The 14846-nt window shown below is 69.9% G+C and carries 13 protein-coding genes; 8 read left to right on the top strand and 5 right to left on the bottom strand.

Translation table 11 applies throughout. The features are described from left to right. Positions 1-49 precede the first annotated feature (49 nt). The 3 genes from ACFFQA_RS27820 to ACFFQA_RS27810 all read left to right on the top strand — a co-directional run bounded on the left by ACFFQA_RS27820 (position 50) and on the right by ACFFQA_RS27810 (position 2469). Positions 50-433, top strand: coding sequence for a hypothetical protein (locus ACFFQA_RS27820; protein WP_377858490.1), 384 nt, complete (start codon positions 50-52; stop codon positions 431-433). A gap of 99 nt (positions 434-532) precedes the next feature. Then, positions 533-1894: a tryptophanase gene (locus ACFFQA_RS27815; RefSeq protein WP_377858487.1), complete on the top strand. Its 1362-nt coding sequence runs from the start codon at positions 533-535 to the stop codon at positions 1892-1894. A 149-nt stretch (positions 1895-2043) separates the two neighbouring features. Further along, positions 2044-2469, top strand: a complete 426-nt coding sequence (locus ACFFQA_RS27810) for a LysR family transcriptional regulator (protein ID WP_377858484.1) — start codon at positions 2044-2046, stop codon at positions 2467-2469. Between the two features lie 58 nt (positions 2470-2527). Here ACFFQA_RS27810 and ACFFQA_RS27805 read toward each other — a convergent pair whose 3' ends face one another. Further along, complete coding sequence (locus ACFFQA_RS27805; protein WP_377858482.1) at positions 2528-3013, bottom strand: carboxymuconolactone decarboxylase family protein; 486 nt, start codon at positions 3011-3013, stop codon at positions 2528-2530. A gap of 417 nt (positions 3014-3430) precedes the next feature. Between ACFFQA_RS27805 and ACFFQA_RS27800 the strand changes: the two genes are divergently transcribed. The 3 genes from ACFFQA_RS27800 (at position 3431) to ACFFQA_RS27790 (ending at position 10656) form a co-directional block, all read left to right on the top strand. Further along, positions 3431-4327, top strand: a complete 897-nt coding sequence (locus ACFFQA_RS27800; RefSeq protein WP_377858479.1) for an RNA polymerase sigma-70 factor — start codon at positions 3431-3433, stop codon at positions 4325-4327. 73 nt (positions 4328-4400) lie between these two features. Then, on the top strand, positions 4401-5315 hold the full coding sequence (gene bla, locus ACFFQA_RS27795) for a class A beta-lactamase (protein ID WP_377858477.1): 915 nt from the start codon (positions 4401-4403) through the stop codon (positions 5313-5315). A gap of 94 nt (positions 5316-5409) precedes the next feature. Then, the gene (locus tag ACFFQA_RS27790) at positions 5410-10656 is read left to right on the top strand and encodes a hypothetical protein (protein ID WP_377858474.1); all 5247 of its coding nucleotides are present in this window, start codon (positions 5410-5412) and stop codon (positions 10654-10656) included. Positions 10657-10704: 48 nt separating this feature from the next. Here the strand turns inward: ACFFQA_RS27790 and ACFFQA_RS27785 are convergent, their stop codons facing one another. Beyond that, complete coding sequence (locus ACFFQA_RS27785; RefSeq protein ID WP_377858471.1) at positions 10705-11067, bottom strand: MmcQ/YjbR family DNA-binding protein; 363 nt, start codon at positions 11065-11067, stop codon at positions 10705-10707. Positions 11068-11189: 122 nt separating this feature from the next. Here ACFFQA_RS27785 and ACFFQA_RS27780 point away from each other — a divergent pair, with 122 nt between their 5' ends. Next, on the top strand, positions 11190-11849 hold the full coding sequence (locus tag ACFFQA_RS27780; protein ID WP_377858468.1) for a single stranded DNA-binding domain-containing protein: 660 nt from the start codon (positions 11190-11192) through the stop codon (positions 11847-11849). An 11-nt stretch (positions 11850-11860) separates the two neighbouring features. Here ACFFQA_RS27780 and ACFFQA_RS27775 read toward each other — a convergent pair whose 3' ends face one another. Next, positions 11861-12691: a class I SAM-dependent methyltransferase gene (locus ACFFQA_RS27775; RefSeq protein ID WP_377858464.1), complete on the bottom strand. Its 831-nt coding sequence runs from the start codon at positions 12689-12691 to the stop codon at positions 11861-11863. 48 nt (positions 12692-12739) lie between these two features. On the opposite strand from ACFFQA_RS27775, the gene ACFFQA_RS27770 reads away from it, so the two are divergent. Then, entirely contained in the window at positions 12740-13336 is a 597-nt protein-coding gene (locus ACFFQA_RS27770; RefSeq protein WP_377858461.1) for a TetR family transcriptional regulator, read from the top strand. A gap of 4 nt (positions 13337-13340) precedes the next feature. Here ACFFQA_RS27770 and cpt read toward each other — a convergent pair whose 3' ends face one another. Then, positions 13341-13874, bottom strand: a complete 534-nt coding sequence (gene cpt, locus ACFFQA_RS27765) for a chloramphenicol phosphotransferase CPT (RefSeq protein WP_377858459.1) — start codon at positions 13872-13874, stop codon at positions 13341-13343. A 480-nt stretch (positions 13875-14354) separates the two neighbouring features. Beyond that, positions 14355-14723: a YciI family protein gene (locus ACFFQA_RS27760; protein ID WP_377858457.1), complete on the bottom strand. Its 369-nt coding sequence runs from the start codon at positions 14721-14723 to the stop codon at positions 14355-14357. Between the last annotated feature and the right edge of the window lie 123 nt (positions 14724-14846).

Genomic DNA, 14846 nt, shown 5'->3' with positions numbered 1-14846 from the left:
ACCCTCGTTTTCGCGTTTTGTCACCTTGATGCGAAATGGGAGCGCTCTTTTGCGCATCAAGGTGACAAAACGCGAGAAGCCGACCACGCCAGCCCGCGCGGACGACGCCAGCCCGCTGGACCGCGCCAGCCCGCTGGACCACGCCAGCCCGCTGGACCGCGCCAGCCCGCTGGACCACGCCAGCCCGCGCGGACGACGCCAGCCCGCGAGGGCCGCGCCAGCCCGCGAGGGCCACGCCAGCCCGCGAGGGCCACGCCAGCCCGCGGGACGCGGGCGGGACGGGCGACGCCCGTGGGCGGGGCGGGCGGGGGATGCGGGTGGCTCGGGGCTCGGCCGCGAGATCGTCATCCGGCACGGTGGATGCCTCCGGGTGGAGGGCAGCGAGACGGGTGCTGGGGTTGTCGCCCGACTGCTCACACCGCGGCAGCGGTGACGCCACCGCTCTTTCCCTGGTCGTGGGCGGTATATCAAGCCTTTCGTGCGCTGCCGAACCAAGCTTGCCAGGGGCCGGAGGGAGGCAAACGCTAGGCGTATGCCTACCTTCATCGAGCCGTTCCGGATCAAGTCGGTCGAGCCGATTCCGTTCCTCACGCGCGCCGAGCGTGAGGAAAACCTGCGCGCGTCGGGCTACAACCTGTTCCGGGTCGACGCCGACCAGATCACCGTCGACCTGCTCACCGACTCCGGGACCGGGGCGATGTCGGCGGCGCAGTGGTCGGCTCTGCTCAACGGTGACGAGTCCTATGCCGGGGCGCGGTCGTTCCGCCGCTTCGAGCGGGTGGTCACCGAGCTGACCGGCTACCCGGAGGTGATTCCGGTGCACCAGGGGCGGGCCGCCGAGCGCATCCTGTTCTCCTGCTTGCTCGGTCCGGGCCGGATCAGCGTCAGCAACACCCATTTCGACACCACGCGCGCCAATGTCGAGGCGCTCGGCGCTCTCGCGGTGGACTTCCCCGACTTGGTCTCGGAGTTCGGCGGTGACCTCGATGTCGCCGCGTTGCGCGAGCTGTTGGAGGGGGCGGACGGTTCCGCAGTCGGCTGTGTCGTGCTGACCGTGACCAACAACGCCGGGGGAGGGCAGCCCGTCTCGATCGCCAACGCGCGTGCTGTGCGGGAGCTCTGCGACGCGCACGACATTCCGCTGTTCCTGGATGCCGCGCGGTTCGCCGAGAACGCCTACCTGATCGTCGAGCGCGACCCGGCCTACAGCGGTGTCAGCCCGCGTGAGGTCGCTCGGGAGTTGTTCTCCATCGCCGACGGCTGCTGCGCCAGCCTGAAGAAGGACGGCATCGCCAACATCGGCGGGATGATCGCGCTGCGCGATCCGGCGCTGGCGGCCACGTGCCGGGAGCAGCTGATCATCTCGGAGGGCTACAGCACCTACGGCGGGCTGGCCGGACGGGACCTCGACGCGCTCGCCCAGGGACTGCTGGAGGTCACCGACCTGGACTACCTCCGGTACCGGGCCGAGTCCGCGCGGTGGTTCGGCGACGAGCTGGCCAAGGCCGGTCTTCCGGTGTTGCGCCCGACAGGCTGCCACGCGGTCTACGTCGACGCCGCCGAGCTGCTGCCCCATCTGAGCCTGCAAGAACTGCCCGCGAACGCGCTCGCGTGCGCCCTCTACGCGGAGGGGGGAGTGCGCACCAGTGACCTCGGCACGCTGTGCTTCGGCCGTGTCGATCCGGCGGGTGGGCCCGACCAGCCCGCGCCCCGCGAGTTGCTGCGGTTCGCGCTGCCGCGCCGGGTCTACACCCGCAACCACCTTGAGTACGTGGTCGAGACCGCGGCCGCCGTCGCCGCGCGCGCCCACGGCATTCCGGGCATGCGGATCGTCGAGCAGCCCCGCATGCTCCGGCACTTCACCTCACGCCTGGAGCCCCTCACCGCCCCGTGAGCGGCCCGGCCACGATCCGCTCCGCCCTGACTGTCCACAGTGGATTGTCAGGGCAGCGGATCGCCGTGTCATGACTGCCGGAGTGTGATGCCCGGGATCGCCCTCAGCTCGGCGCGCAGCGCGGCAACCCGGACTTCGAGGTGGAACTCGTGACGTCCCAAGGACTTCGCGAGGCCACTCCTCCCTGGTCGACCGCCGTGTTCGCCCGCGTCGTCGGCGAGCTGGACGAGTCGGTCGATCACCTCCCGGCCTACCTCGAACCACTCCACCTCATCGTCGGCCGCCGGCACCCCTTGGCGCGGCGCCGCACCGTTCGACTAGAGGAGCTGTGCCGCTCGCGGGACTTCTTCAGCTTCGTCGGGGCGTGGTGCGCCGACATCGTCCAGATCCCCATCGTGGATCCCGCGCCGACCTACCCCTGGTCGCTGTTGCTGAACCGGCACCACCCGCACCCGGCGACACTCCAGCTCGTCCGGCACGTCGAAGCCCACTTCGAACCGCTGGACCGGGCGCGCCAACGGGTGCCGCCCGCCGACCGCGCCAGGTTCAGCGCACACCCGTCCGGATCGGCGTGATCACGCGGCGCTGGCCCGGCCCGGATCGCGTGAACCCGAGCCGGGACGCGGCCGTCGATCAGCTGAGCGCGGCGGCGAACATGCCGGGCTCGTAGGAGCCCCCCTGCTGGTGCACGATCACGGCGAGCCGGTTGGCCGCGTTGATCAGGGCGACCAGGGAGACCAGCGCGACGATCTGGTCGTCGTCGTAGTGCTCGCGCACCTGGGCCCACGTCTCGTCGGACACGCCGGGGTGGGCGTCGGCGAGCCGAGTGCCCTCTTCGGCGAGCGCCAGCGCGGCCTGCTCGGCCTCGGTGAACACGGTGGCCTCGCGCCCGGCGGCGACCAGGTTGAGCCGGACGGGGCTCTCACCGGCGGCCAGGGCTTCCTTGGTGTGCATGTCGATGCACCACCCGCAGCCGTTGATCTGGCTGGCGCGCAACGACACCAGCTCCTGGGTGGACTTCGGCAGCGACGACTGGTCGATCACCATGCCGGCGTTGGCGAACCGCTTGGCGAACTTGGCGCCGATCTCGTTGGTGAACAGGTCGATGCGGGGTGCCATGGTCTCGTCCTCACTCGTGGTGTTGCGTGCTGCTGCACTGGACGAACACCAGATGCCCGCGACCCGATCCGTGTGACAGCTCGCCGAAGTGACGCGCGTCACGGGCAGGCGGCCGTCCTGGTGTCACAGAACCGTGGGACCCGACGTCTAGTGGGTGTCCTGCACGCGGCAACACCACCTCACCACCCCCTAGCGCCTTCACCCGCAAGCCCCCTCACTTCGCGTTTTGTCACCTTGATGCGCAAAAGAGCGCTCTCATTTCGCATCAAGGTGACAAAACGCGAAAACCCCGACCACGTCGGCCAGTTGACGCGCGCACGGGGGCACGCGCGCACGGGGGGCACGGGGATGAGGGGGTGAGGGGGTGAAGGGCGCTCGTGGGTGACACGGTTGAGAGCGAAGAGACAGGAGCCACTGGTGAACGAGGACGACCACGCGGACGCCGCCACTGAGGCGTTCGTCGCCCACCGCAACCTGTTGTTCACCGTCGCCTACGAGATGCTCGGCTCGGCCGCCGATGCCGAGGACGTCCTCCAGGAGACCTGGCTGCGGTGGGCGGGCGTCGACCTCGACACCGTGGAGAACCAGCGCGCTTACCTGGTCCGGATTACCACCCGTCAGGCGCTCACCCGGCTGCGCGCGCTCGGTCGGCGCAAGGAGTCCTACGTCGGCTCCTGGCTGCCCGAGCCGCTGCTGACCACGCCCGACGTGGCCGAGGACGTCGAGTTGGCCGACAGCGTCTCGATGGCGATGTTGCTGGTGCTGGAGACGCTCACGCCGACCGAGCGGGCGGTGTTCGTGCTGCGCGAGGTGTTCGACCTCGGCTACGACGAGATCGCGGAAGCCGTCGACAAGAGCCCGGCGGCGGTCCGCCAGATCGCCCACCGGGCACGGGCACATGTCGCCGCTCGCCGCCCGCGCGGGGTCGTTTCGCCTTCCGAGACCCGAGACGTGCTCGACGCGTTCCAGCGGGCGACCGAAACGGGCGATCTGCAGGGCTTGCTCGACATCCTCGCTCCGGATGTCGTCTTGCTGGGCGACGGTGGCGGGGTCAAGCAGGCCGTGCTGCGGCCCATCGTGGGGGCCGACAAGGTGGCCCGCTTGCTGGCCGCCGGACTGGGCAGGGTCGCCGACGCGGTGTCGCTGCGGTCGGCACAGGTCAACGGCCACCCGGCGCTGGTCGTCCGGCTCAACGGCGAGCTCGACACCGTCGTGGCTGTGCGCATCGACGACGGCCTCATCACCGGGCTCTACGCCGTGCGCAATCCCGAGAAGCTCTCGCACATGGGGCGGGAGACCACGCTGCGCCGCTGAGCCCCGCCCTCGGACATGATCTCATGGCTGCGATGCGCATCGTTCGAGTCGCTGAAGCAGCAGGGGGAAGAACTTGACGCCATCGCGACCGGTCGTCTCTCGCCGCGCTTTCCTCGGGGTGGCAGCACTTCTGCCGTTGGCCGGATGTGGGAGGGGCGAGGCGCCCGCTTCGCCACCCTCGTCCTCTGCCGCCGTCACCACGACCACGGATCGCCACGATCGCTTGGTTGAGCTGGAGCGGAAGTTCGACGCACGCCTGGGGGTGTACGCCCTCGCCACCGGAACCGGCGCCACCATCGCCCACCGGGCGGATGAGAGGTTCGCGTTCTGCTCGACGTTCAAAGGGCTCGCCGCCGCAGCGGTCTTGCAGCGCAATCCCTTGTCGCACTTGGACAAGGTCGTCACGTACACCAAAGACGATCTCATGAAGAGCTCCGTCATCACCCGGCAGCACGTGGCCACCGGGATGACGATCCGTCAGGTGTGCGACGCCGCGATCCGCTACAGCGACGGCACGGCCGCCAACCTCCTGCTCCGCGACCTAGGTGGCCCGGACCAGGTCACGGCGTACGCGCGGAGCCTTGGCGACACGGTCACGCGGATGGACCGGATCGAGCCGTTGATCACGGAAGCGACCCCGGGCGACCCCCGCGACACCACCTCGCCCAAGGCGTTCGGCACCGACTACCAGAAGCTGGTGCTGGGGGACGCCCTTCCGGCCGACAAGCGCGCGTTCCTCCGAGACCTGCTGGAACGCAACACCACTGGCGCACAACGCATCCGGGCAGGCGTGCCGCAGGGTTGGACCGTGGCCGACAAGACCGGGACCGGTGACTACGGCACGCTCAACGACATCGCCATCGTGTGGCCCCCGGACTCCGCCCCGCTCGTCGTCGCGATCATGTCGAGCAAGTCCACCAAGGACGCCGAGTACAACCAGGCCGTCATCGCCGAGGCCGCCGCGTACGCAGTAGCCACCCTCACTTGATCATGGGCATGTGCTGAGACGCGCCCTCCTGGTCTCCGTACCCTGTTGGCCGATCATGAGAGCATGCGTTCTCCGCTGGCGTAATGGGGGTCGGGTGGACAAGGACGGGTGGTCTGGCACTGCCAACCAGATCGATGGCACGGTCTACGGCCCTGCTGTCCAAGCCAACTCCATCCACGGTGACGTGCACATCACCGTTACCAGCGGTGGTGACGGTGAGCGTCCGGTGCCCTGTGCACCGCCATCCGGGTGGCACGACCGACCGGAGCTGCCCGACGCGGTCCGTTTCCTGCTGCGCGCCGAGATCCAGACCGCTCACGAGCTGCCGTACCGCCTGCCGGGGGCGCGCAGACCGTCCTTGGCGACGGTCTACGTGCGCCAGGACCTGGGCAGCGGCTCTGAGGAGGACCAGCCCGAGCAGCCCCAGCCGACCCCGATCCTGGACGGCCGGGGCCAGGTGACGGACCCGCCGAACCGGCCGGTCACCCGGGTGGCCGTCCGCCCGCCCTCCCGGACGGTGCGGGAGGCGCTGGACACCGATGACCACCTGCTGATCACCGGTGGGCCGGGGCAGGGCAAGTCCACACTGTCGTTGCGGCTGGCCGCCGACGTCGCCGCGCGGTGGCTGTCCTCCGACGCCGAGGGCGCTCCGATCGCCGAACCCGTCGTGCCGCTCCGCGTGACGGCGCGCGAGCTGGCGTGCCGGCTCGGGCTGCCGTTCTCGGAGGCTCTGGCGGAGAGCACCCGGATCGAGTACGGCGCGTTGCTCGGAGCCTTCCTGGACGCCCGGTTGCTGAGCGAGCGGATCGCGGGCTGTCGGTGGCTGCTGTTGGTGGACGGCCTCGACGAGGTCGCCGACAGCGCGGAGCGGGACCGGCTCGTCACCGTGCTGGCGGCGTGGTCATCCGATGCGGGTTCCCCGTACCGGGTCGTGCTCACCACCAGGCCGCTCGAAGGCGCCACCCTGGCTCCGTTGCAGCGGATCGGAGCGGCCCGCTACGAGCTGCAACCCTTCGGCGAAGAGGCGTTGTGGCACTTCGCCCACAACTGGTTCGACGATGACGACCAGGCGCACCGGTTCGTCCGGCAGATCCACGCGGCGTACCTGGACGACCTGGTGCGCGTGCCGCTGCTGGCGACGATCGCCGCGATCATCTTCGAACAGCACAGTGACCGACCGTTGCCGGACAACCAGTACGAGCTGTACGAGACCTACCTCAAGTACCTGCGGTCGGGGCGCCCCACCGCGTCCGTCGCCTTCGACCAGGTCTGCGACGCCCTGTTGGAGCACCTGGGCCGCATCCGGCTGGAAGACGACACGTCCCTGGTGGCGGCCGCACTCGACTGGACCGCCCAGCACCTCCCCGACCTGGCGGGGGACTGGCAGGACGACCTGATCACCTACCTCGCCACGGTCGGCCCACTGAGCCGTCGAGGCGACGACCTGCGCTTTCTGCACCACAGCTTCGCCGAACACCTTGCCGCCACCGAAAGAGCGCGCCTCCTACCGGGAAGCTTCGAGCCGGACCACCCCGAGTTCGCCCGCCTCCTGCACGCCGCGCGCCCCAGCGAACGCGGACGACACGCCCGAGCGGTGCTCCTGCACCACACCCGCCTGCACCCCACGGAAGCGGATCACCTCATCGGCTGGCTGCACTCCGGCGGAGCTGACCAGCACCTGCTCGCCGCCCGCCTGCTCGCCTTGCACGTGCCCGCGGGGCCCGATGTCGTCGACGCGTTCCTGGACACCGTGCGGGCCTGGGCGATGACCACCCAGTACCCCGGGGGCGAGATCCTGGCGCAGGCCGACCGCGCCGCGCACCACCCCGGTATGGCGACGTGGCTGGTCGGCCTCATGCGCGACGAGGACGCACCCTGGGACACCCGGATCGAGGCGGCCACCGCGCTGGCGACCAGGCTTCGCGGAGCCGAGTCCCCTGATGCGACAGCGCAGTTGCGGGCGGTTGTTGACGACATGACGGTGCCGGTCGAACACCGGCTGACGGCAGCCGAGGCGTTGTGCGAGTGCGGGAGCTCTGAGCGCGAGGCCTCGGAGCACGGTTTGCGACTGGTCCTCGCCGACCCGTCAGCCACCGGGCTGGAATGCCGCACGGCGGCTGTGGTGCTCGCCGGGTTCGACGGCGCGGCCCGCGCGTTCGCCGTCGAGGCCCTGATGTCGATGCTGGACGACCCCTGGACACCGGACTACGAACGGGTCGAAGCCGCGACAGGTCTGGTCGAGATCGGCGTCGAGTTTCACGAGCGCTGCGCCGAGGTCTTCCGCGTGATCCTCGGCAACCGCACGGTGTTCGACATCGCTATGCGCAATGCCGCGATGGGGTTGGCGTCACTGGGGCCCCACGAGTTGACCGAGGCCGTAGCCAACTTGACCGCGCTGGCCAACGACAGGCGGCTGGACTGTTCGGATCGGATCAGCGCTGTCGAAGCGCTCGCCGAACTGGGGCCTCAGCACCGGGTGACGGCGGGCGAGCAGCTGGTGGCCCTCTCCGAGGAGTTCGGCAGAGAGCCCGGCGACCTGTGGCGAGTCGCGTCGTCACTCGCCCAGCTCGGGTTCGACGACCATGCGTTGGCGCTGCTTCGTGCGGTGCTCGCAAACCTCGAAACCGGTGCGCACGACCAGCTGTGGGCGGCGCGGACGCTGGCCAATGTGGCGCCCGACCACCAGGACGAAGCCGTCGGACATCTCCGCCGCGTCACGACCCATCCGATGATGAGCGCGGGCAACCGAGCAGCGGCGTTGGCGCAGCTGGTCATCGCGGGCGAGCCACACCGAACTCCGGCCCTGGCGTCGATGCGCGCAGTGCTCTCGGACCCGGTTGCGGATCCAGCACTGCGGTGCCACGTGGGCGCCGAGCTGAAAGAGCTGGGGCCGGAGTTCCACGGCGAGGTGGCCAGGCATGCGCTGGGGATCGCCACAGGTCAGGCCGACCCCGATGCCCGCCGCCTGGCGTGGCGCACGCTGCGATCCCTCGGCACCAAGTTCAGCGCCCAGGCTTCGTCAGCCTTGTCCGCGCTCATGGGGCCGGATGAGGCGGCGAACTGGGAAGCACACCGTGACTACGCCTTCCTCATGGCCGGGGATGTCGATGACCACAGCGCTGCGGCTGAGGTGCTCACCGCGGCCGTCCACGACCCCGCGCGTAGCGTCGCGGTGCAGGTGGCCGCCGCCTGCAGCCTGGTGAACCTCGGCCCACGATTCCACCGCACGGCACTGAGCGGTGTGATCGGTCTGCTTCGTGCTCGCCTCGTGCCCGTCACCCAGCTGTCCTGGATCGCCAGGACTTTCGCTGAACTGGGCTCCGAGCCCCGTGCCGAGCTTGCCGAGGCCTTTCGCGAGTTGGCGCGCTGTCCCGAAACGGATGCTGCGACCGTCGCCACGGTGGCGGAGGTGTTGGAGCACCTCAGTCATCGCGCCGATCCCGAGATCATCGCTGCCCTGCGGGACGTCGTCGCCGACGATCTGGTCGAGGCACAGGTGCGCGGAGACGCGGGGATCGCCCTGGTACGTGCGGTGCCGGACGCGCTCGGGGAGGTCGCCGCCGTCGTGCTGGAAGACCGGGACGACGAGTCCGTGCTCCGGTGGGAACGGCACGTGCGCAAGCTCGCCGCTTTGGGCACGGACGTGGCTCCGAAGCTGCGTGACCTGGTGTCGGACGTCGACGCCACCCGCCGCAGGCGCGAGGTCGCCGCCGGGGTCCTCGCGGACCTGGGTCCCGGCCGGCGCGACGAGGCACTCGACGAGCTGCGGGCGCAGGCCGACGACGAGTTCCTGGAGTTCCAATGGCGAACTGATCCGATGATGCGCCTCGCCCGACTCGATCCCGCCACGCTCGGTGACGCCATCGACTACCACCGTGCCGTGCTGGACGACGAGCGGGAACCGATCGCCCACCGCTGCGAGGCGGCCCTCCAGCTCGTGCGACTCGACCAGTCCTTCGGTGACGCGGCGCGCGCCGCCCTTCAGCGGTTCGCCACGAGCCCGGAGTTCACGATCAACGAACGCGCGGTGAGCGTGGTCTGGTTCGCGATGACCGGCCCGTACCGGGCGCTCGAAGTGAACCGGTTGGGGCTGGCAGTGGCCCGCGACCCCGCCGCCGACGCCACGATGCGCAGCCGACTGGCCAACGAGATGTTCGGGAGCGCACGGTTGGAGGTGGAACGGTCGCTGTTGACTGACCGGAGCGGATCGCCGGGGGAGCGAGTGTCCGGATTGGACACGTGGGAAAGCCGTGCGCTCGCCACGGAGGCCGAAGCCGCGCTCAGGGACGTCCTCACCGCCGTCGAGTCCTTGCCCGCCCAACGGATACAAGCAGCGGCGGCGCTCGGCGGACTCTCACCGCACCACGTCCCAGAAGCCGTGAACCTGCTGGAGCAGCTGTCCACGGGGGCGTGCGCCGCTGACGCGCGTGCGGAGTTGGCCAAGCTCGACCAGAGGTGGCGTCGCAGGCTGCTGGCGGAGGATGAGCGCCTCGTCGCGGACACGTCCCGCTCGTGGCGACAGCGGTGCGAGGCATCCGGACGGATCTGGAGCATGAATCCGAACCCTGGTGCGGAGCAAGCAGACTTCCTGCGCGAGCTGGTGGGGGACGAGCGGCTGGCGGACGACGACAGGGTGAGGATCCTCTACGCGTTGCGCTGGTTGGACGGGCTCAAGCGGTTGCGAGAGATCCGGGACGACGAGCGGACCCCGCCGGCGACGCGGCGGGCGGCCGCGAACCAGCTCCGCGACCACGCCGTGGAAGACCGCGTGGCCGGTGCGCGAACTCTCCACGCCATTGCCTCGGACACCACCTGTCGTCCTGCGCTGCGGTGGCGCGCCGCCAATGACCTGACGAGGTTCGGCGTACGGGGACGTGAGATCGGAGTGAGTTCGTTGCAGGCGATCGCCGCCGACGACACGCTGCCGGTCATCGGTCGTGTCGACGCGGCGCGTGCGTTGGGTGATGCCCGGCCAGATCTCCGTGGAGAGGTCCTACGGTTCCTGCGACCACTCAGTACCACTGGAAAACCGTTGGCACGTATACAGGTTCTCGAAGCCATTGGTCAGTTCGACGCGACCGGTGGTGCGCGCGCGTTGCGCGAGATGGCGTGGGACCGCACGCTCGGTCCAGGAGTCCGTCTGCGCGCCGCCAGCTCCATGAGCAAACTCTGCCGCGACTACCGGGAAGCCGCGGCTGGGGTCGCGAGGGAAGTGGCGCACGACAAGGCGGCGCCGAGGCACATTCGGGTCAAGGCCGCGCGGGCGCTGGCGCGCTGGACCGAGCTGTGCCGCGCCGAAGCCCAGGACCTGCTGGTCGGGCTGGACTCCGCGTGGTGCTGATCCGCCTGCCCGCTCTCACCGATCGCGGTCGAGCAGCACGTCGGTCGGTCACGTGTGCGGGTTGGCCCTCGCCCAGTCCGGTGCCGCCGTGACGAGGTCCTCGGGAGCGGACAGGCGCCATGCCTCGAAGACCAGCTCGGACAGCTCGTCCAGCTCGATTCCTGCAAGGTAGACGACTACCCAGCCGAACCCGCCCGCGGTGAACTGCTCCTCGAAGACGTCAGGGCGCTCGGCGACCAGGGCCTGTTGCTCGGACAAGGTCTGCTTCAGGCCGACGGTCTGCGTCCGGGGCCAGAAGTAGCCGAAGCGCTTGCCACGCACGCTGAAGGTGCTGTACTGCGCGCCTTCCGTGCGCTTGGTGTCGACGAGCGAGTCCACGACCCGGAACAGCTCGTCTTGGTGAACAGTCACTGCGGCCCCCGGAAAGTCAAGAGCCGCAGTATAAGCGCACTGTGGGCCCGGTTCGGCTGCGCTGGCGTTCGCGTCATGATGGTCCCCCCCCCAAGATCCACTGGCCCGAGGAGTTGGTCGCCTTGTCCCGCCTGTCCGTCATCCTGGCCGTGGCCGCCCTGGTGACCACGTCGCTCACCACCCCTGCCAGTGCTGTCACGGCCGAGCGCGCAATCGCGACGGCCAGGGCACTGCCGCTGGGCACCACAGTGGTGGTGGAGGGCACGGCCACCACGCCCAGCGGAGTGTTCGAGTCGAGCTTCTCCGACAAGGGTTTCGCGATCCAGGACCGCACTGCGGGCATCTACATCAAGACCACGGACGACCTCGGGGTGCGGCCTGGTCGCAAGGTGCGGGTGACCGGAGTGCTGACCGACAGCTCAGGGCTGCGCACGATCGTTCCTGCCACCGCAGGTGTGGTGCTGGGTCGCTGGGACGTGCCGGTGCGGCCGGAACCGGTGCGCACGGGCGACATCGGCGAGCCCAGCGAAGGGCGCCTGGTGCGCTTGCTGGCCAGGGTTACCCGGCCGGTGGAGGACGACTTGCCATACGGGCACAAGGTTCACGTCGATGACGGTTCGGGCGAGGTGGTCGTGTTCGTCAACACGCAGACCGGGATCGCCGTTGGCCGCTTCGCGGTGGGGCAGAGGGTGCGGGTGGTCGGGTTCAGCAGCCAGTACGGCGACCACTACGAGATCGACCCGCGCGGGCCGAAGGACCTCGTGGTGCTTCCGGGCTCGTGATCCTGGACGAGTCAGGCGGCCCTCGTTCGCGCGGCGGTGACGGCGACCGTGCTGTAGGGCATCGTGAAACCACCTCCCATCGCGTCGATGGCGGCCCCGACTTCCTCCAGGACCGTCGCCAGCTTGTCCGGTGGGAGCTGGGTGAGGGCGCCGGAAGTGGGCAGCTGGTCCAGCCACGTCTCGCGGGTGTGGGACTGCTCCCAGTCGAACCGCCACTGCTCCGGGTCGCTGAACTCGCCCGCGGCGCGGATCCCGTCGGCGGCCTTGGTGAACAACACCTGGTACCCGTCCAGGGCCTGCTTCGGCATCGCCTGGAAGGCGAACGGCGAGTCGGGCACCACCCGCTGGTAGACGGCGGCGAAGGCGTCGGCCACCTCGGGTGGAAGCTGGAACACGTGCCAGAACACCGCGAGTCGGCCACCGGGTCGAAGCACCTGTAGCGCCTTGGTCGCGCCCGCGACCGGGTCCACCCAGTGCCAGGCCTGCCCCGCGACGACGGTGTCGAATGTCCTGTCAGCGGGGTCCCAGGCCTCGAACGTCGACACCTCGACCTCGATCCCGCCGCGCCGAGCGAAGTCGGCCATCCGCGCATCGGGCTCGACGCCCAGCACCGTGCACCCGGCCGCCTGGAACTGACGAGTTGCGATGCCGGTGCCGCAGCCGACATCGACGACGTCGGACCCTGGGCTCGCGGCGACGATCCGCTCCACCATGGCGTCGGGGTAGCGGGGCCGGGCGCGGTCGTAGCGCTCGGCGTCCACGCCGAACGACTCCGCCGTTCGTCGGAGCTGGTGCGGTTCGCGCTCGGAGGGACGTGGTGGTTCCTGCGGTAGAGTGGGCATGTGCCCACTCTAGTGGGCGCTCGCCCATTTATCGAGGAAGGCGAGGCCGTGCCGACAGGGGTGCACATCCGCGACGTGCGCGAGCAGTTGTTCGACGCAGCCGACCGCGTCCTGCTCCGGGGCGGTCCGAGCGCGTTGACCAGCCGGGCGGTCACCGACGAGGCGGGCTGCGCCAAGGGTGTTCTGCACCGGCACTTCGCCGACTTCGACGCCTTCCTCGCCGACTTCGTGCTCGACCGCGTCAACCGGATGGACTCCCAGGCCGCCGCCTTGCGCGAGTCCGCGGGAACCGGCACCGTCGCCGACAACCTCGCCGACGCGCTGACGGCCGTGTTCGGGTCGGTCGCGGTGGCGGTCGTCGCCCTCCTCGCCTTCCGGGACGAGCTGCGCGCGCGGTTGCGCCGGACATGGCCGGCGGGCGTCCCGGTCCTGACGGAGGCGGCAACCATGATCGCCTCCTACCTCACCGCCGAGCGCGACCTGGGCCGCATCGCCACGGACGCCGACGTGGACACGCTCGCGCCCACGCTGATCGGCGCCGGGCACATGCTGTTCGCCGACCGGACAGGCACGCCTCCGGAGGCTGCCGCCGTGCGCAGGATGGTGACCACGGTTCTCGCCGGCGTTGTGCGAGGACCGCAGTAGTCGATCACTCGACCCTGGAAGCGATATCCCTTGCGCACGACAGGGAGTTGGCACGCGTGGTGTCCACAACCAGGTCGTAGAGCACGCCATGGTGGACCACATCGGCCTGTGACGCGGCCATTCCCTGGATCCGATCCCCACGGGCGAGCTCACGGTCCGCCGCGACCGCGCTCGCACACCGGACGCCGACCCACAGCACGTCCAGTCCGGCCAGAGCCTTCTGCCACCGCTGCTGCGACGCCGCGCCACCGAGGAAGACGTCATCGACGATCACCCGAGCACCGGCGCGGACCATCGCGGCGACCCCCTCCATCCACGCCGCCTCAAGCCTCCGGAACCCGGGCCCGACCTGCACGCCGCCGTCCGGGGCGAACTCGATCCCCGCATCCGTTGTCCGCATCGCGGCGGGCATCGCCTCGATCATCGTGTCCACGCCGATGGCGAGCCACGCGTCCGGCAGGACCACCTGGAGGCACCTGGCGATCCCGGACTTGCCCGAGCTGGAGCCACCGTTGAGCACGATCACCTGAGTCGTCACCGGGCCACGGTAAAGCTCCGCCCACTGCACAAGGTGCTCAGATGATCGGGATTCCGAGGTCTTTGCCGGACGCGGGGCGGATCACTGTCGAGCGCGAACGCGAGCCCGGAGCATCACGGCTCGCCGGACTGCCGTTTCGCGTTTTGTCACCTTATTGCGAAATGGGAGCGCTCCATCTCGCATCAAGGTGACAAAACGCGAGACCCGGCTGAGTCGGCTTGGGGGATCGGGGTGCCTTGTAGGGGCGCGGTTGGTTCAGGGGCGGGGGCGCTGGCGACGGGGGCCGGTGAGAACAGGCCCTCGTCCGCGAAAGGGCGTCGGCCGCCATGAGACCGACGACGTGAACGTCGGACGCCGGGATGCCCCGGACCACGCGGCGGTCGCCATCGGCTTTCCTGCCCGGTGCCGACCTGATCAAGCGGATGGAGCCGGTCCTGGCCGGTCCGCTCGCTGGGCGGAGCGGCCAGGACCGCCATCGGCTCAGTCCTGCGTCGGAAGGTCCTCGAACTCCACGACCTGGCGCACCTCGACCTCGATCTCCTCGAACAGGTCGGCGTACTGCCGGGCCAGCTCGACGGCCTCCGCCCGGTCCTTGGCGTTGACCAACGCGAAGCCGCCGATGACCTCCTTGGTCTCGGTGAACGGCCCGTCGGTCGCGGTGGTCGCCGCGCCCCGGGGCTTGCGGACCAGCGCGCCCTTCGCGGACGGGTGGACGCCCTCGGCGGTGATCAGGATGCCCCTCTCGGTCCAGTCCTGGATGAACGCGCCCATCTGCTCGATGAACTCCTGGCTGGGGTTCCACGCCTCCGGGGCGCTCTCGTCGAGCCGGTGCATCATCAGAAACCGCATCGCTGCTCCTCGTTGTCCCAGGCTGGGGTCCGGTGGTCCCGGACGCGATGACCAGCCCTCACCTACGCGTCGAACGGCAACACGCTGATTCGACACCGTCCCCGCAGAAATTTCTCGCCGAGA

The sequence above is a fragment of the Allokutzneria oryzae genome (genome assembly GCF_042429765.1).
GTDB classification, from domain to species: domain Bacteria; phylum Actinomycetota; class Actinomycetes; order Mycobacteriales; family Pseudonocardiaceae; genus Allokutzneria; species Allokutzneria oryzae.
The sequence above is the reverse complement of the archived record's forward strand: the minus strand, read 5'-3'. Positions and strand labels throughout refer to the sequence as shown.